18 protein-coding genes are annotated in these 17,777 nt (G+C 63.6%); 10 read left to right on the plus strand and 8 right to left on the minus strand.

Going from position 1 to position 17,777, the window contains the following annotated elements; translation table 11 throughout:
* Nucleotides 1-59 precede the first annotated feature (59 nt).
* The 6 genes from J3485_RS21290 to J3485_RS21315 all read right to left on the minus strand — a co-directional run bounded on the left by J3485_RS21290 (nt 60) and on the right by J3485_RS21315 (nt 6,123).
* Nucleotides 60-809, minus strand: coding sequence for a DUF2894 domain-containing protein (locus tag J3485_RS21290; RefSeq protein ID WP_242538875.1), 750 nt, complete (start codon nt 807-809; stop codon nt 60-62).
* Complete coding sequence (locus J3485_RS21295) at nt 802-1,449, minus strand: OmpA family protein (protein WP_206956306.1); 648 nt, start codon at nt 1,447-1,449, stop codon at nt 802-804. The genes J3485_RS21290 and J3485_RS21295 overlap by 8 nt, the downstream gene beginning before the upstream one ends.
* Entirely contained in the window at nt 1,446-3,542 is a 2,097-nt protein-coding gene (locus J3485_RS21300) for a DUF802 domain-containing protein (protein ID WP_206956307.1), read from the minus strand. The genes J3485_RS21295 and J3485_RS21300 overlap by 4 nt, the downstream gene beginning before the upstream one ends.
* A gap of 10 nt (nt 3,543-3,552) precedes the next feature.
* Nucleotides 3,553-4,344, minus strand: a complete 792-nt coding sequence (locus J3485_RS21305) for a DUF3348 domain-containing protein (RefSeq protein ID WP_206956308.1) — start codon at nt 4,342-4,344, stop codon at nt 3,553-3,555.
* A 139-nt stretch (nt 4,345-4,483) separates the two neighbouring features.
* Nucleotides 4,484-5,755 (minus strand): RNA polymerase sigma factor, encoded by a 1,272-nt coding sequence (locus J3485_RS21310; RefSeq protein WP_206956309.1) that lies wholly within the window; start codon nt 5,753-5,755, stop codon nt 4,484-4,486.
* Nucleotides 5,752-6,123, minus strand: a complete 372-nt coding sequence (locus tag J3485_RS21315; protein WP_206956310.1) for a YciI family protein — start codon at nt 6,121-6,123, stop codon at nt 5,752-5,754. Before J3485_RS21315 ends, J3485_RS21310 begins: the two co-directional genes overlap by 4 nt.
* A 294-nt stretch (nt 6,124-6,417) precedes the next feature.
* Here J3485_RS21315 and argG point away from each other — a divergent pair, with 294 nt between their 5' ends.
* A complete protein-coding gene (gene argG, locus J3485_RS21320) occupies nt 6,418-7,752 on the plus strand; it encodes an argininosuccinate synthase (RefSeq protein ID WP_206956311.1) in 1,335 nt (444 codons plus the stop codon).
* A gap of 7 nt (nt 7,753-7,759) precedes the next feature.
* Nucleotides 7,760-8,878, plus strand: a complete 1,119-nt coding sequence (locus J3485_RS21325) for a 3-deoxy-7-phosphoheptulonate synthase (protein WP_206956312.1) — start codon at nt 7,760-7,762, stop codon at nt 8,876-8,878.
* A gap of 27 nt (nt 8,879-8,905) precedes the next feature.
* On the opposite strand, the gene J3485_RS21330 is transcribed toward J3485_RS21325, so the two are convergent.
* Entirely contained in the window at nt 8,906-9,496 is a 591-nt protein-coding gene (locus J3485_RS21330; protein WP_206956313.1) for a BPSL1445 family SYLF domain-containing lipoprotein, read from the minus strand.
* Between the two features lie 155 nt (nt 9,497-9,651).
* Nucleotides 9,652-9,939 (minus strand): hypothetical protein, encoded by a 288-nt coding sequence (locus tag J3485_RS21335; protein ID WP_206956314.1) that lies wholly within the window; start codon nt 9,937-9,939, stop codon nt 9,652-9,654.
* Nucleotides 9,940-10,050: 111 nt separating this feature from the next.
* Here J3485_RS21335 and J3485_RS21340 point away from each other — a divergent pair, with 111 nt between their 5' ends.
* The 8 genes from J3485_RS21340 to J3485_RS21375 all read left to right on the plus strand — a co-directional run bounded on the left by J3485_RS21340 (nt 10,051) and on the right by J3485_RS21375 (nt 17,631).
* Nucleotides 10,051-10,473, plus strand: a complete 423-nt coding sequence (locus tag J3485_RS21340) for a hypothetical protein (protein ID WP_206956315.1) — start codon at nt 10,051-10,053, stop codon at nt 10,471-10,473.
* Between the two features lies 1 nt (nt 10,474).
* Nucleotides 10,475-10,903, plus strand: a complete 429-nt coding sequence (locus J3485_RS21345) for a lytic transglycosylase domain-containing protein (protein ID WP_206956316.1) — start codon at nt 10,475-10,477, stop codon at nt 10,901-10,903.
* Nucleotides 10,888-11,973 carry a secretion/conjugation apparatus DotM-related subunit gene (locus J3485_RS21350; protein ID WP_206956317.1) on the plus strand — a complete coding sequence of 362 codons (1,086 nt, stop codon included), beginning with the start codon at nt 10,888-10,890 and terminating at the stop codon, nt 11,971-11,973. Before J3485_RS21345 ends, J3485_RS21350 begins: the two co-directional genes overlap by 16 nt.
* Before the next feature lie 9 nt (nt 11,974-11,982).
* Nucleotides 11,983-13,116 carry a thioredoxin fold domain-containing protein gene (locus tag J3485_RS21355; RefSeq protein ID WP_206956318.1) on the plus strand — a complete coding sequence of 378 codons (1,134 nt, stop codon included), beginning with the start codon at nt 11,983-11,985 and terminating at the stop codon, nt 13,114-13,116.
* Between the two features lie 9 nt (nt 13,117-13,125).
* Nucleotides 13,126-15,693: a type IV secretory system conjugative DNA transfer family protein gene (locus J3485_RS21360; protein WP_206956319.1), complete on the plus strand. Its 2,568-nt coding sequence runs from the start codon at nt 13,126-13,128 to the stop codon at nt 15,691-15,693.
* Nucleotides 15,690-16,232 carry a D-Ala-D-Ala carboxypeptidase family metallohydrolase gene (locus J3485_RS21365; protein ID WP_206956320.1) on the plus strand — a complete coding sequence of 181 codons (543 nt, stop codon included), beginning with the start codon at nt 15,690-15,692 and terminating at the stop codon, nt 16,230-16,232. Before J3485_RS21360 ends, J3485_RS21365 begins: the two co-directional genes overlap by 4 nt.
* 260 nt (nt 16,233-16,492) lie before the next feature.
* Nucleotides 16,493-17,011: a hypothetical protein gene (locus J3485_RS21370; protein WP_242538876.1), complete on the plus strand. Its 519-nt coding sequence runs from the start codon at nt 16,493-16,495 to the stop codon at nt 17,009-17,011.
* 11 nt (nt 17,012-17,022) lie between these two features.
* Complete coding sequence (locus J3485_RS21375; protein ID WP_206956321.1) at nt 17,023-17,631, plus strand: hypothetical protein; 609 nt, start codon at nt 17,023-17,025, stop codon at nt 17,629-17,631.
* Nucleotides 17,632-17,777 lie beyond the last annotated feature (146 nt).

The raw sequence follows: 17,777 nt of genomic DNA on the forward strand, positions 1-17,777 counted from the left end.
GCATGGTATCAAACGGCCTGTCGCGCTCTGGCAACGGTTCGCCGTCGCGGACGGTAGCACTAGCGTGCTTTACCTCGCGCCCGCTTCTTCGTGCCGCTCGCGCGCGGCGCCTCTGCGATGGGTGCGGCTGCTGCGCTTGCTCCCACGACCGGCCCGGCCAGTTGCTCCATCCACGATAGCGCCTCGACGTACGACAAAAAATGTTGCAGATAACCGGGCGACAGCGCCTGCATCAGTGAAAGCGACCGATGCACGAGACTATTCGAATTGAGCGGGCCCGCATTGTCCGGCACCTGTTCGAGCGACTGCCGCAATTGCTTCTCGGTGCTGAATCGCGACCACGTCTCGCGGAAGTAGGCGAGCACAGGGAGGTCCTGCGAACCGTCGCGTCGATGCGGATGCAGCACGTCGCGCGCCACGGATGCCTCGCGCTCTGTCGAGGCCGTCGCGCGACTCGCCAGCAGATCGACCAGTTCAGCCAGCGCACCGCGGCGCGGCGCGTTTTGCGTCGGCATGCTGCCCGCAGCGGCAGGCGTGCCGCGCGCGGGATCGTCGTTCGTTGCCGCAACATCAACAGCAGCATCGGCCTCGACGCGCTGGATCTCACTCGAATAATCGGCGATCAACCCAGCTAGCCGCTCGTCGAGCAGGCGGCGCACGTCGCCCTCGCGATCAGCCGCGCGCCTCGCCAAAGCATCGATGAAGCGAAAGCGCGCGGGGTTGACGCGGTCGGCGCCGCGCGCGCGCCAGGCATCGAGCGTTGCGCGGATTTCGGTCATGCCGCCGGCATTGGCCATGTCGCTACTCATGCTGCTCCGGCGTCGCGCCCGAGCGTTTCGGCACCGGTGCGATTTCGACGCGGCGGTTTTTCGCCCGCCCCGCGTCGTCCGCGTTCGAACTCACGGGCTGCTGCGAGCCGAATGCCGCCGCGAATACCGACGACGCGGGCACGCCCGCATCGATCAGCGCGCGCGTTACCGTCAGCGCGCGCTGCGCGGACAGCTCCCAGTTGTCGGCAAAGTGGCGGTTGCCCGCGCGCACCTGCTGGTCGTCGGCGAAGCCGCTCACCATCAGGATCTCGTCGCGCGAACGCAGATAGACGGCGAGCGTGCCCGCAAGCGATTTCAGCAGATCGCGGCCCTGTGGCTGCAATTGATCGGAGTTCAGCGCGAACAGCAAGCTGCCGCTGATGCCGATACGGCCGTTCACGAGCGTCACGCGCCCAGCCGCGAGCGGGCCGGCGAGCGCCTGCTCGAGCGTCTTGCGCCGCTGCGCCTCGAGTTGCCGCTGCTTCACCTGGTCTTCGAGCCGCGTGGACAGTTCGAGTTGCAAGCCGATCACGCCCACCAGAATGAGCACGAACGCGCCGACCAGCACCGACATCAGATCGGCGAAAGCGGCCCAGACCGGCGCGGTGGGCTCGGTGCCGCCGTCGATCTCGTCGTTCATGCCGTTTCGGCTCCGCTCGACGTGCGCTGTGCGGCAAGCTGCTGCAGGTCTTCGACGATCTGCTTTTGCGACAGCATGCTCAGGTCGATCACCTCGCGCGCCTGCGCCACGTAGTACGCCAGTTGCTCGTCGCTGCGCGTGAGCGAGCGATCGAGCGCGGATTCGATCCGCTGCAGATGCGCGACGAGCCGCTCGTTCGATGCGCCGAATTCTTGCACGGCCGCGCCGAACGCATCGCCGAGGCTCGCGACTTCCACCGCGCTGCCCGTGATTTGCGTGGCAACTCCGCCGAGCTTGCGCGCTTCGGTTTCGACCGTGTCGGAGAACTGCCTGCCGACCCGAGCGAGCAGATCCGCCGACGTCGACACCAGTGCCTCAACGGCGCCGTGCTGCTCCGTGGATGCATGGTTGACGGCATCGAGCAGCGTGCCGAGCGTGTCGAGTAGACGGGTGCGCTCCTCGAGCATCGCCGTGTCGCGCACCATGCTGTCGGAGAGCTTCTGGCGCAGTTCCGCGACGACTTCGGCCGCCGCCCGCGGCGCTTCCGATGCCGCCTGCACGAGCCGCGCGATCTCCGCGATCGTCCCGGCGGCGTGTGCTTCCGTTTGCGCGGAGATGTCGCGCGCAGTCTGCGCGAGCGTGTCGCAGATCGCCTGCTGGCGGCTCGCGGTGTGTTCGCCGGCCTGCTGCCATTGCTCGGCCAGCGACTTCGCCATCGCATCGAGCGCTCCCGTCCATGCGTGGAGTCGCGTCTCGTCGCGTGCTGTCAGTTGCTGTTGCAGATTCGTGTGCGATTGATCGAGCGTGCGCAGCAGCGACGCGGCGTGCTGCCCGAACGTCGCGACCGACGCGGCAAGCGCTTGCTCGTGATGGGCCGCTTGCGTTTCGCTTGCGCGTTCCTGCCGCGTCAGTGCAGCATTCCATGCAGCCGATACACTGTCGACACGGGCATCGACACGCGCCGACACGCCGTCGACCCATGCCGACGAACGTTGCTCGAACGTACCGGTGAAGCGCTCCAGCGCGACGCGTAACTGTTCGACTAGCGCACTGCCGGAGCGCTGCTGCTCCTCGAGCGCTCGAGTCCACAGGTTCGCCACGGTTGTCGTGGTCGCTTCGAAACCGCCCGAGAGGCCATCGAGTTGCCGTTGCACGGCGTTCGTGACGGTCGCGCCGAGCGCCGTCATGTCGCGCGACAGCCCCGCCATCGTTGCCTGCACGACGGGCTGGATCGCGGCACTCGCGCCACGCGCAGTGTCGGCGGCGCTGTCCCGCAACGAGCGCCCCACCGACGACGCAAGCGCCGTATACGCGCGCTCGATGCTGGCGTGTAGCGCCTGCTCTCTCGTGATCTGTTGTTCGTGCAGCGCGAGGCTATGCCGCTCGATGGTGCTCATCATCGTCTGCAGACGGTCCACGAGCGCCGGCATTGCATCCGCCTGTCGCTGCGCCAGCCTGAAGCTTTCCTCGCGCCGCCATGCCAGCGAGTACGTTCGTAGCGTTGTGGCAATGCGCTCGTCGAGCTCGCGTGCGGCCTCGAGTCGTTCGTGCCGGCACAACGCCGACAGCAGCCCGAGCATCGCGGAGGTCGCAACGCCCGCGATCGACGTGCCGAACGCGAAGCTCAAACCTTTGATCGGCGCGGCGAGCGACGCACGGATCGCGGCGAGATCCGTCGCGCTGTCGAGCGCGGCGCCGGTGCCGCGCAACGTCACCACCATGCCGAGCAGCGTGCCCAGCATGCCGAGCAGTACCAGCAGCCCGACCAAATACGGCGTCAGCGACGGTCCGGGCAACGCGGCGCGCGCGCTTTCGACGCGCAGCCGCACCGTGCCGCGCAGCGCGGGATGCACACGCTCGAGCCACGCGTCGAGGCTCGCGGGCGGCGTGGAGAGGCCGGCGACGGCCTGCGCGAGGCTCGCGGTGCGCTGATGGTAGCGATGTAGTTCGAGTGCCCCTGCGACATAGCACACGGCGATCAGCAGCGTGACGGCGAGCGCGAGCGGATTTGAGCTGGCGTAGCCCGCGCCGATCCAACAGACGACGGCGAGCCCAGTGAGGAAGACGACAAGATCGAGGCGATATCTGGACATGGGGTCCCGGTTAGCAGGCACGAAGGGCAGCGCGCAGCCCTTCGACCGGTTGAAAACGAATCTCGAGTTCGGCGAACAGCACGCTTTGCATGTCCTTGCGGAACACGTCGAGCCAGGGGCCGTCCTTGACCGTTGGCGAATCCGCTGTGTGCGCTGGCGGAGCGATTGCGTCCTGTGCGGCGTCCCGCGTCGCGGGTTCCATACTCCCGCGCGTGGCCAGTTCCGCGTCGCGCAGGCGCTCGAAATGCACCGAGAGCAATCCCGGCACGGCAGCAAGCGCGTTGTGCTCGCGTATGCCGAGCACGCGCTCCATTACGGCATCCACCGATGCGAGCCGCGACATCGCGCTCTCGCGGGCGGCGAGCATCGCTCGCAGTTGCGTGCGCAGATGGCCGATCGCGGTTTCCATCCCCTCCTGCAGGGACAGATAGCACTGGCGAAACGCCGCGTAGTCCGGCGCCGTATCGGCCGCCGCATAGTCCTGACGATTGCGCGCGTGCCCGCGCTGCCGTTGGGACATGAGCGTGGCGTCGCGGGCAATGGCGTTCGTCAGCGAGGTGCGCACGCGCATGCACAACACGTCGCTCGCTGGATCGGGCGGGAGGTCGCACGGGGACACGCCGGCGGACGGGTTGCTGCCGAGCGCCGCGGATAACGCGATCGCGTCGGTCCAGACGAGCCATTGGCCCAGCCGATCGGCGAGCGGTTGCCCGGACTCCGGGAAACCGGCGTCCGTCAAGCGGGCGAGTAAGCGGATGAGCGCCGGGCCGCTGAAGGCTTGGCGCGCGGGAACGTGCACCATTCCGGCAAGGCAAAAAGGCAGCAGTTTACACGCCCCTGGGGACGAGGCGGTCAGTGCCCATTAAAACTGGATTGTCAGCCGCCGCCGTACCAATTCGACCCATATCGCAACGCGGGCGTTTCCAGTTCGAGCGACTCGACTAACGGCCAGCCGCCGCCAACTGTGCGCGTCGGCGCTGCAAATACCGCCGCACAGCGGGATCGCGCTCGAGACCGATTGCCAGATCGTACGCACCGAGCGCCTCGGCCGTTGCGCCTGCCCGCGCGAGCAGATCGGCGCGTGTGGCCCAATAGGGTTGATACTCGGCGAGACGTGAGTCGTCGGCATACGGCGCAAGTGCATCGAGCGCCGCTTGCGGGCCGTCGCGTTCCGCCAATGCGAGCGCGCGGTTCACGGCAATCACCGGCGATGCCGCGACCGTGAGCAGCGCATCATAAAGCTGCACGACCTCACCCCAGTTCGGTCGGCCTGTCCGGCAACGGTGCACGTGCGCCGATTGCAGCGCGGCCTCGAGCTGAAAGCGTCCTATGACCCCGAACGTGCTCGCGCGCCGTAGCAGCGCATCAGCCGCGGCGATCATCGGCGCATTCCAGGCTGCCGGATTCTGCGCCGACAGCGGCACATAGTCGCCCGCCGCATCGCGCCGAGCGTTGCGGCGGGCGTGCGTATGCAGCATCAGCGAAAGCAGGCCGAGCGCTTCGGGCTCCTCCGGCAGCAGCTCGGCGAGCAGTTGCGCGAGGAACAGCGCTTCCCCTGCGAGATCTTGTCGCACGGTATCGCTGCCGGCCGGGTCGCTCCATCCTTCCGCATACACCGCATAAACGGCTTCGAGCACCGCCGCAAGCCGCCCGGGCAGTTCGTCGCGCTCGGGCACGCTGAACGGAACGCCCGCATCGCGAATCTTGTTCTTCGCCCGCGCGAGGCGCTTGCCCATCGCGGCAGGCGAGGTCAAGAATGCGGACGCGATCGTCTTCGCATCGAGCCCCAGCACGACCTGCAGCATCAGCGGCGTGCGGATTGCAGCCTCGAGCGCCGGGTGTGTGCACGCGAACAGCAGCGCGAGACGCCGGTCGGGCAGGGCGCTAGCGTCGCTGTCGTCGATTTCGTCGGCAAGTAGGGCGAACTGATTCATCAATTCGTTGCCGACATTGCGATGGCGCGCGCGATCGATCGCCCGACGCCGCGCGACCGTCATCAGCCACGCCTCGGGATTCGCGGGACAGCCGTGCTTGGGCCAGTCGGCGAGCGCCGCGGCGAACGCGTCGGCCAATACGTCTTCGGCCGCGGCCACGTCACGCGTACGCATCGCCAGCAGCGCGACGAGCTTGCCGTAGCTACGGCGCGCGACGGCTTCCGCGATCGAACGGGCAGCGCTGTCCGCATCGCAGTCGGCGCCGCCGGACGGACTCATGCGGTAGGCGCCGCTTCGTAGGGGATCGTCCAGATCGGGCGTACTTCCATGGCCCCGTGGCTCGCGCCCGGACAACGCGCCGCCCACGCGATCGCCGCGTCCAGGTTCGGTACGTCGATCAGATAGTAGCCGGCCAGTTGCTCCTTCGAATCGCAATACGGCCCGTCGAGCACCTGCGGCTTGCTGTCGATGAGCCGTACGGTAGTGGCCGTATTCGTGTGCTGCAGCCGGTTCATGCCGACGACGACATCCGCTTTCCGTAACGATTCCGTGTACGCCTGATACGCCGCGACCTTTTCTTGCCGCTCGCTTTCCGTCAGCCGGTCCCAGTCGCTTTCCGCCGAATAGATCATCAATAGGTATTGCATATGAGCCTCCATGATTGGGTTGCGGCGGCTGCGACGACATCGGGCCGCCATGACAATGACGCGTAAGCGGCAGTCCGACGGACAGGCGGCGTCGAAAATATTGCGCGCGTCGGCGGTCGTTTGTCACGGCTCATTTTGCGGTGACGGCCGCGCCGGCGGCAGGTGCGCCCGTGCACCGGCTACAATAGCGTTTTGCGCGTCGCCTGCATCCGTCCGGGCGCGGGCGCGGCGTGCGGGCTTCGAATGGCCGGCTAACGCGATTTACCCTCTATTTTCGATTGAACGGTTTCCCTCATGAGCACAATTCTTGAAAGCCTCCCGACGGGTCAAAAGGTCGGTATCGCCTTTTCCGGCGGCCTCGACACGAGCGCCGCGCTGCACTGGATGAAGCTCAAGGGCGCCGTCCCGTACGCCTACACCGCCAATCTCGGCCAGCCCGACGAGGACGACTACGACTCGATTCCCCGCCGTGCGATCGAGTATGGCGCCGAGGGGGCGCGACTGATCGACTGCCGCGCGCAACTCGTCGCCGAGGGCATCGCGGCCCTGCAATGCGGCGCGTTCCACGTCTCGACGGCCGGCGTCACCTACTTCAACACGACGCCGATCGGGCGCGCCGTGACCGGCACGATGCTCGTCGCGGCGATGAAGGAAGACGGCGTCAATATTTGGGGCGACGGCAGCACGTACAAGGGCAACGACATCGAGCGCTTCTATCGCTACGGCCTGCTCGTCAATCCGAGCCTGAAGATCTACAAGCCGTGGCTCGATCAGCAGTTCATCGACGAACTCGGCGGCCGCTCCGAGATGTCGGAATTCATGCGTCAATCGGGCTTCGAATACAAGATGTCGGCTGAAAAGGCCTACTCGACCGATTCGAACTTGCTCGGTGCAACGCACGAAGCGAAAGACCTCGAAAGCCTCGAGTCCGGCATCAAGATCGTCAACCCGATCATGGGTGTGGCGTTCTGGCGCGACGACGTGCAGATCGCCAAGGAAGAAGTGACGATTCGTTTCGAGGAAGGACGTCCGACGGCATTGAACGGTATCGAATACGCCGACGCCGTCGAGTTGCTGCTCGAAGCCAATCGGATCGGCGGCCGTCACGGCCTCGGCATGAGCGATCAGATCGAAAACCGCATCATCGAAGCGAAGAGCCGCGGCATCTACGAAGCCCCCGGGCTCGCATTGCTGTTCATCGCCTACGAGCGTCTCGTCACCGGCATCCACAACGAAGACACGATCGAGCAGTACCGCGACAACGGTCGCCGTCTCGGCCGCCTGCTCTACCAAGGCCGCTGGTTCGACCCGCAAGCGATCATGCTGCGCGAGACGGCACAGCGTTGGGTCGCGCGCGCGATCACGGGCGAAGTGACGATCGAGCTGCGGCGCGGCAACGACTATTCGATTCTCGGCACGAAGTCGCCGAATCTCACGTATCAGCCCGAGCGGTTGTCGATGGAGAAGGTGCAATCGACGTTCTCGCCGCGCGATCGTATCGGCCAGTTGACGATGCGCAATCTCGACATTACCGACACGCGCGAGAAGCTGCGCATCTACTCGCAAGTCGGTTTGCTGACGCCGGGTGAATCGTCGGCGTTGCCGCAGATCAAGGGCGACGACAAGTAAGACGGCTATGAGAAGCATCGACAACCCTTCCCACGATCGAGAGGTCGGCGACGCCGACGCGACGCAAGACACCACGCGCATCGACGACGTTCGCATCGGGGCCGTGCGTCCGTTGATCTCGCCCGCGTTGTTGCAAGACGAATTGCCTGTGCCGCCGGCGGTCCAGACGCTCGTGGAAAGCACGCGCACCGGCATCGGCGAGATCTTGCATGGACGCGACGATCGGCTCGTGGCTATCGTCGGCCCGTGCTCGATCCACGATCATGACCAAGCGCTCGACTACGCGCACCGGCTCAAGGCTGCTGCCGACGAATTGAGCGAGGAGTTGCTCGTCGTCATGCGCGTCTACTTCGAAAAGCCGCGCACGACGGTGGGCTGGAAGGGCTACATCAACGATCCGCGGCTCGATGGCAGCTTCAGAATCAACGAAGGCTTGCGTGCGGCGCGGCGGTTGCTGCTCGACGTCAATGGGTTGGGCCTACCCGCGGCCACTGAGTTTCTCGACCTACTGGGCCCGCAGTACATTGCCGACTTGATCGCATGGGGTGCGATCGGCGCACGCACGACGGAGAGCCAAAGCCATCGTCAGCTTGCCTCGGGATTGAGTTGTCCGATCGGTTTCAAGAACGGCACCGACGGCAGCGTGCAAATTGCAGCCGACGCGATCGTGGCCGCACGCGCAAGCCATGCGTTCATGGGCATGACGAAGATGGGCATGGCCGCGATTTTCGAAACGCGTGGCAACCAAGACGCGCATGTGATCTTACGTGGCGGCAAGACCGGACCCAACTACGATCGCGCGAGCGTCGAGGAATGTTGCGGCGCCCTCGGCAAGGCAGGGCTGCGCGAACAGGTCATGATCGATTGCTCGCATGCCAACTCGGGCAAGGCGCACGAGCGGCAAATCGACGTGGCGAACGACATTGCCGAGCAGCTCACGGGCGGCGAACGGCGCATCGTGGGCGTCATGGTCGAGAGCAATCTCGAAGCCGGCAGGCAGGATCTGAAACCTGGTGTGCCGTTGCGCCACGGCGTGTCGATTACCGATGCATGCTTGAGCTGGGCGCAAACCGAGCCCGTGCTCGATGCGTTGGCGCAAGCGGTGCGTCGGCGGCGCTCGCGCTGACCGGCAGCGCGTGTTCGAGCGCGCCGCTCAAATAATCAGCCTGGAAATCTTCGTTCCTTCGAGCGAAACGCCCGCCATGAGGCCGGCGTTCGTCAAGACGAACGCCTCGACCGGGCTCGTCGCCGTCGACGTATCGACATTGCCGTTCGCGCCGATGCGCAGCACGGCGACCGTGGCGTCGACGCCGGCCGCCCAGCCTTGGCTGCGCGTGAAGCTATCGAGTGCCTCTTGCGTCATGAACAGCATGACGATCGCTTTGGACTGCGCGCCGATCTGCAATCCGAACGAGGCCGCGGCGACGCTGTAATAGCCGCTCGTTTGCCCCGCGACGCGCAGCGCACCTTGACCGTACTGCCCACCGAACCAGAAACCGGCCGAGATGACCGACGGGAAGACCAGCGCGCCGTGCGCGTTGCCGACGAGTTCGCGCGAGCCGTGCACCGTCGCGTAGAGCCGCGTCAGCGTCGCTTCGACATCGGCATCGATCGTTGCTCGCCGCCCGGCATCCGCTTGCGGTGTGCCCGACGACGAGGGCGGCGTGGTCGTGCATGCGGCCAGCGAAAGCCCACCCGATGCGAGTGCGGCTCCGGTCATTGCGATGAATCGACGACGTTGCATGAATTCTCCTGACGAGCAAAGGGTCCGATAGCGGCTAGCGCCGCAGGTCACGTACTTCGATGCGACCCTATGCGAAGACAGGATAGACCGGACCGTAGTTCCGGAGCTTGAGCATGAATGAGCACATCGCGGGCGGTCGACCACGCGATTGCCCCCTAGCGCGGCAGGACGCGTTTGCGCGGGTCGACGCAGCGTCTCGGATCGACCGGCTCTGCGTGATGGTGCTTTTCGGCAGGAGCACCGGAAGCCAGCACTTGGTCGACGAGTTTCGCGATTTCGACGAGCAACTCGATGCCGCTCATCGACGTGGCATGCGGCGAGTCAGATGCCGCTTCGAGCGCATCGCCAGCAAGCTCGGTCGTCGTTTCCAGTACATCTGTTCGTGCCGCGCTGCCTGGGCGATTCGGCATTTTCGGGCGTTGCGCGTTACCGTGATTGGCCATGTTTGCTTGATCTCCTAAGCGAATCGGCGGCTTCAGCCAGGTTTCCTGGTTTGACAAAAATTCCGTATAAGATGTAGCATACGTAAAAATGAATGACGGATCGTAACACAAATGGCCCGTGGACTTGGTACGCCGAGGACTGATTTGATCGACTTGCTGACATCACCGCTTGGCGGCATCGTCGCGCGTCGAATCGACGAAGCGCACGCCGACGGGTCAGTGCCGGGGTGGGATCGTCCGGACCTCGAGCGCGCGGCCGCGCGCGTGGCGGCGCTCGTGCGCGCGATGAACCGCGATCAGCTTGAAAACTGCGATGACGATTTGAACGTGTTTTTCGGCGCCGTGCCGTTCAGCGTTGCGATTCCTGTTGCCGTCGCAATCGAGTTGAAGTGGCCGCATCACATCGACACGCTGCCGGAAGCGAGCCAACGCCTGGAACTGATACGCAAGGCGGGCCAATATGCCGTGTTGTTCAGCGCGGAACGCGTGGCCGACGTGCTGTCCGCCGTCAACAAGCGCGAAGCGAGGGGATAGCGTGCCTTATTTGCCGTTTCCTCCGATGCCCGCGCAGACTTTCAACTATTGCGTCGCCCAAGCCGAGCAAAAGTATCAGGTCCCATCCTGCATCCTTCAGGCAGTCCATCAAATCGAGTCGGGCGGCGACCTGCGGCCGGGGCTCGTGCATGGCAACAGCAACGGGACGAAGGATTACGGTGTCACGCAGATCAATACCGTCTGGGCCAACTACTTTCAGCGCAAGTTCGGCATCACGGCCCCCGAGCTTGCCGATAACGCTTGCCTAGCGGTGAACGGGTCCGCCTACATCATCCGCTACGAAATCAATTCGACGGGCAACTTTTGGGCCGGGGTCGGCAACTACCATAGCCGCACGCCGGGCGAGCACGACCGATACGTCATGCGAGTGGCGCGGGCCGCACAGGAGTTCGGATGTCGGATCAGGTAAGCCCGCGTAGTTCGACACCGGCCGCGTTCATCGCCGCCGTCGGATTCGGATGCGCGCTGTTCGCGCTTTGGCATCTGAAGCACGGTGCGATCGTCCGGGCGCTCATGATCTTCTGCGATGCCGAGGCGCGGCCCCTGTCGGCCTGGTCGGCTGCGGCGAGCGAGCTTCGGGGGCAATTGGCTGTCTATTTCCGCTACGCGAATGTCGTCTCGTTTCCGGAGATGTTCATGCTGGCCTGGCGGATCGGTGCCTTCTATCTCGCCATTCCCGTTGCGTTCGCTAGTTGGACCGCCTATCGCGCACTGCGTCATCCGGTGGTGCGCGCGCGGCGCGTGCATAGCGTTCAGTCGCTGCTCGAGGCGCAGAGCAAAAGCTTTTCGGCGGTCGCGCCCGTGTTGCGGCGCGACTTGTCGAACGATCGCTCGCGCGAATGGGCATCTTCGATCCACCCAGAGGAATGGGTCACGCAGCATCGGCTGATCGTCGACGGGCGATTCGAGATCGATCGTGCGCGTACGCTGCTGGTGGCGCAACTCGGCAAGCCAATCGATTCATTAGGACAACTTAGCAATGTCGAGCGCGCGCTCTTCGCCGTATTCGGTTTGCGAGTGTTCTTCAAGGATGTCGAATCGTCGAAGGCGCTCGTCGATGCGTTGAACTACAGCGCCGAGAATGCGCAATCGAAACCGAATCTGAAGCTGGCCGATGACGCCTTCAGGCGTTGCGAGAACACGGATCAGGCAAAGCGCTGGCTGCGCAAGCATCGGTATCCGCGAACGCTGCTGATGGCGCTGCTCGTCGAGGCGCGCCAACTTGGGGTGCTGCCGTCGTCGACGTTCATTTGGCTCAAGCCGCTCGATCGCGCGCTCTGGTATCCGCTCAACACGGCAGGCCGCAAGGTGCCGTTCATGGAATCGGCCGGCGTATTCAACCAATGGCAGGCCGAGCAAGTCGCGTGGGAAAACGGCTGCGTGTTGAGCGGTCCTCACGTCGAAGACGCGCTCGACGGCTTGCATCGATACCTCGAGGAAACCGGCTTGCTGACGGTGTCGCAACCCGACAAACCATAAGGAAAACCTATGCGACTGAAATTCGAACGGGGCGACGCACGCGCGCGCGACGTCGTGCTGATCGAGGCGGACGGGACGGTGTATACATCGTTTGCCAAGACAGGCTATCTGCGTGCCGCGGCGCGGACGCGATTTGCCTGCGGTACGGCAGCGGCGACAGGCGCGTTCTCGATCTCGCGTGGCCAAATGCAACCCGCCGAAGCGGCCGAAGCCCCCGAGCAAGGGCAGGCGAATCATGGCCTCGTGTTCATCAGCGAGATCGAAGGCGAGGAGAAGATTGCGTTGATCGAACGCTTCGCGAGGGAAGAAGACGCCGAGCGGGCGCTCGCGATGATCGAAACGGCACTACGGCGCTCGGCGGTTGCACAGCGACGATTTCGGATTTGGCGAAGCCTGATGCTCTGGGTAGGCGCGCCGTTTCTCATGTTCATGGCGACGATGTCGGTGGTGCAGTTCCTCAATTCGCACAATGCGGCACTGGATGACTTGAACAAGCTCGCGCGCTTGGCGCAGGACAATCCGAGCGCGTTCGGCTTTCCCGCGGTGTCGCCGCAGGCTGCTGCTGCGGCAAACTCGGCTGCCATCCAAGCGGCGCGCGCGGCATCGGCACCGACTTCCGAACCCTCGTTTTCCCCAGTGCCGACTGTCGCGAGCGCGACGGCCAATACGGCCAATACGGCCGCATCGGCACCGATAGCGACGATGCAAGCCAAGGCTCGGGCGATGGCGTCGATCCATTTCGGGCTCGATGATCAGACGCCGAAAAAGACGCTCTACGTCTATTCGGATCCCAACTGCCCTGCCTGCCGCCGGTTTGAAGCGCACATCAACGATTTGGCTCGAGATTTCTCCATCTATGTGCTGCCCGTCGCGTATCAGGAAGGATCGGCGAAGATTGCATCGCAGATCTTGTGCGCTTCCGATCGCAAGCAGAAATGGATGATGACGATGAGCCGCGCGAAGACGAGCGACCCGGTAGCGGGCGACGATTGCGAAAACGGATACGGCGGCCTGAAAGCGAACATGGACACGTTCGAATCGCTCGGCTTCGATTCGACACCGCGCGTCGTCGGCGGCGACGGCACCGTGTTCGCAGCCGGCGCGACGGCCAACGCGATCCGCATCCAAGCGGCTGCACGGTAAGCCCCGCATATGGCGCAGCGATACGGGCCATCGCGCTGGCAAGAAATCGATCAGCAACGGATCACGCTCGATCCGCGCACGCTGTCGGAACGTTTTTCCGGGTGGCTGCTCGATCCGCGCAACTATGCCAAGTTCCAGCTCGGCATGGCGGCGGCGGCATGCGTGCTTGCGCTCGCTTGGCTGCCGATCACGGTGGCGATGCTGCTGACCCACGCGTGGTTCGTCATGCAGCGACAGACGTTGCCGATGCGTTACCCGAAAGATCTAGGTGGAATCGACCCGACGCTCGACGTCGAAAAGCCGAACCCCAACGGCAAAGGCGAACTCGTGGAGCGGCGGCCTGCCGACGGCATTCTCTATCTCGGCAACCAACGCTCGAGTGATCGCGGCGAGCACTTGAAGGAACTATGGGCGACGAACGACGACGCGCGCACGCACATGTTGCTGATGGGCACCACAGGCTCCGGCAAGACGGTGACGCTATTGTCGCTGTGCTTCAACGCGCTGGCCTGGGGCTCGGGGTTCTTCTATTCGGACGGTAAAGCGGATTCGAGTCTTCACGCATCGGTATGGGGACTGTGCAGACGCGTGGGGCGCGAAGACGATTATCTCGTGCTCAATTTCATGACCGGCGGCGCGGATCCGTACGGCAAAAGGCGCTCGACGGAAAAGACGTCGAACGGCACGAATCCCTGGTACGAAGGCAGTCCCGACTTTCTGTCTCAACTGTCTTCGTCGCTGTTGCCGAAGGCGACGGGGGACGGCGCGCAATGGCAGCAGAAGGCCGTCAACATGATGGACGCGCTGATTCGCACGCTATGCTACGAGCGCGCCGTCGGCAATCTGACGCTGTCGATCGGCGTCATTCGCGAATACCTTGCGCTGCCCAACCTCGTCAAGCTGTACCTCAAGGGCAAGCGCGGCGAGATTCCCGAATTCGCATTCTTGCCGATCAAGGCTTACCTAGAGACGGGCTTGCCCGGCTTTCGTTCCGAATACGCGGAAAAACCTGACAAATGGGACCAAACGGTCTGGGATCAGCACGGCTATCTGACGGGGCAATACGCGCGCACGCTGTCGATGTTGATGGACACGTATGGGGCCATCTTCAAAGATAAGTACTCCGAAGTAGACATGATGGACGTCCTCCTCAATCGCCGCGTGCTGGTCGTCATGATCCCGACGCTCGAGAAATCGGCGCAGGAGGCGGCGAATCTCGGCAAGCTCATCGTGTCGAGTATCCGGTTGATGATGGCGATGAACCTCGGGCACAAGCTCGAGGGTACGTATGCGGACATCATCGATACGAAGGCGACGCGTTCCCCCGCGCCGTACATCATTACGATGGACGAACTCGGGTATTACTTCGCCGAGGGCATCGCGTTGATGTTCGCGCAAGCGCGCAGCCTCGGCTTCATGATGATCGCCGCGGGACAAGACATCGCCGCCATGGCGAAAGGCGACAACAAAGACGAAGTCGATTCGATGATCGCCAATACGAAGATCAAATATTCGCTGGCGCTCGAGGATCCCGACAAGACGCTCGATGTATTCAAGAAGGTGGCGGGCGAATCGATATCGGTCGAGGTAGGCTCGTTCGAAGGCTCGGTCAATCATTTCACGTCCGCGCACTATCGGCGCAATTTGACGGGCTCGATTCAGCGGCGCGACCGCATCGATTTGCAGGAGCTCAAAGCGCTGAAAGAAATGGAAGGCGTGCTCATCTTCAAGGATCAGGTCACGCGGGCGCGCAGCTTTACATGGTTTCATTCGATCGAAAAAACCAAGCTGCCGTTTCGCTTGAATCGGTTCTTGCAGGTCGATCGCCCGCCGCTTGCCGACCTGCCGGTGCGCACGCGACGCGGCGCTCCAGCGCCCGGTAAATCGAGCGGGGCGCAGCGCATCGAAGCAGTATTGCGTACGGGCCGAGCACCGGCTTACCCGCGAACGGTCGACCCTGTCATCGAGGCCATCCGCAAGACATATCGCGATATCGAATCGGGTAAGGCAGACGTGCCGTCGACCGAACGTGGCATTGCCTACTATGTGGCGGCCATCGACGCGATGAAGGCGAACGATGCCGATCGAGGCGGGCGATACTGGCGCATCGTCGATGAGTCGAACGACGCGTCGACGCCGCAGCCCGCCGTGCGTACTCAGGCACCGCCGGATCCCGCTGCTCCGGCCGATGCGGGCATACGATCGCATGAGCCATCGCACACTCATGCTCACGCGAGTACCGATCACGCGGCATCTGATGTGCAAGCGAGCGCACCCGATCCGGTTCCGTCGCGCAGCGCGCTCTATCAGCGCCCGCCGTTGTGCGAGAAGCCCGCGGATGATGCATCGGGCACGACGATTGTTGGGTTTACCGACGAGACGATCGATAGGCTGACGCAGGTCGAGGCCGCGCTCGGCCGCCACGACCCGCTTGCCTCGACCCGGACGATCGAAGCACAGGTGTCGGCTCAATTGACGTGGTCGAAGCCGCCGATCACGTTGGCCGAGCGTGAATTGCAGGCCCTGCTCGCGCGCATCGAGGCGATGGCGGCCGCTGTAGAGGGAGGCAAGTCGTGATACTGACCAGACGCGCGTTTTGTAAATCGTTTGCGGCGGCGGTAACGTTGGCCCCATTCATGACGCCGGCGCGCGCCGCCGTGCAGGCGGGCAGTGCCGTGCCCACGTTGCTGTGGGTGCGTCGCGGCGGCGACGAAGCCACGATCGACTATTCCACCGACGAAGGTTTTCGCGCAATCGCATGGATGTTGCGCGACGTGCGCGCGGGCATCGTTGGGGTGCCGGCTTGGCGTCTGTTGCAGCAGTGGTCGTGGATGCAAGCATGGCTGGCCGCATACGGCCGACACGTCCGGTTCGACATCCACTCGGGCTTACGCACGAAAGAGACCAACACTTATTTCGAAGGCGCACTTTCGTCCTACCATTTGCCGGATGCGCACCGCGTTTTTCGTGCCGGCGATTTCAGCACGCCGTCGATTCCGAGCGAATACATGGGACGTCTGGCCTACCTATCGCGGCAAGGCGGCGTGGGCTTCTACCAGCGAGACTTCATTCATACGGACGTACGGGGCCGTCTGGTCGCGTGGCGGTCACGCTGAGCGCAGCTACCCTTAATAAACTGACTTAAGTCCTAGGATCGCGGGCGAGATGAGGCTACCGTCGGTGTTCAACTCGACGGCGCGGATGCGTATAATGTGGCGGATACATAATCGAACAGGGAGCGCCGCATGGTTTGCAGTAATGCAGGATCAGCGTTCGAGTACGTGATCACGGTATGTACGAGCGTCGCGCACAGACGCGAGTTGATGATGCAAGCACGGGGTAAACGCGAGTCGATCGACGGGACGGCGCCTGCATCATGACGCAGAAAAGTATGGGTAAGGGGCCGATCCTCGCGCTCGACCTCGAGAAATTTCGTGTGAAGTATGGCCTCTCGATCAGCTCGGCGTGCGAAATCTTTGGACTGCAGCGGGCCAAGTGGACGGCGCTGCAAAAAAATCCGTCCGCGGTTTTGACCGATAACACGGTTTGCATTCTGCTCGATTTCTATGAGCGCAACCCGTCGACGATACCGATCCGGCGCGTCATCAATATCCGACAACACATGGTCGATCTCGGCTACGACCCCGACAATCCGACGGACAAAGCGCTCTTCGCCACGACGCATGGGCGCGAGAAGGCAGCGTCGTATCGGTGGGACGGCGGTCAGGGTGGCATCAGCAAACCGGTCGAGCGGCTTATCGAAGCGACCGACCGATTGCCTACGGAGTCCGGCAAGAAGAAGCGCCAGGTGCTCGAATCGATTGCGCGCGAGGTAGCGGTGAGGCAGGGGATACGCGACCCGCTGGCGCGCGGCTCTTGGCGCAAGGATGACTAGACGAGGAGCGCATGATAAAAGCTAAGCGTCCCGGCATCGACGTCAGCATCGTGATGTTCTATAAACCGGGCAATCTGCCGGCTCAACTGAATATCTCTGAGATCACAGTGCCGCTTGCGCGGCGCATACCGGGCTATATCACCGGGCTTTCCGGGCATCAGCGAATGGAAAGCATGATGTACGCGCGGCAATACGCCGATGCGAAACGCCTCGAGATGATCGTCGTCGATCTTTTGGCTGGCTTCGAGTTGCCGCTCTATCCGAAGGTGCTGCCTCCCGAACTCGTCAAGGACCATGACGTACTCAATCTTTTCCGCGCTTCGAAAGAGTTGATCGCGTGGATTGCCGAATACTGGCAGCAATGGGTCGTCGAAGACGAAGGGCAGCGCGGCAAAACGCGCTACGAATGGGCGCGGCCGGCGGATTTCGTCGCACGCCGGCCCGATTTGCTACCGCGCCTGCTTGAACTCGAACCGTTCCGGCACATCCACATCGTCACTCATCCCGTCATCACCGGTTATCACGACAAGCCATTGACGGCCACGTCGTTCCGAGTGGGATATCCGCTGATCGAGCGCGCGTCCGCGCGTTTTCATCCCGACATCGAAATCGTCGTCTAACGGCTCGCGCGCTTGCGAGGTGCCCGGCATCGTCACGGTGCATGGGACCACCTCGCACGTCGCGCGGCGAAGAGCATGGCGTGCGTATCGCTCGAGTGCAAAACGTATACTTGCCTTCATGTTTTTCAGTGCGTATGATGCAATCG

It is taken from the genome of Trinickia acidisoli (assembly GCF_017315725.1).
GTDB classification, from domain to species: Bacteria; Pseudomonadota; Gammaproteobacteria; order Burkholderiales; family Burkholderiaceae; genus Trinickia; species Trinickia acidisoli.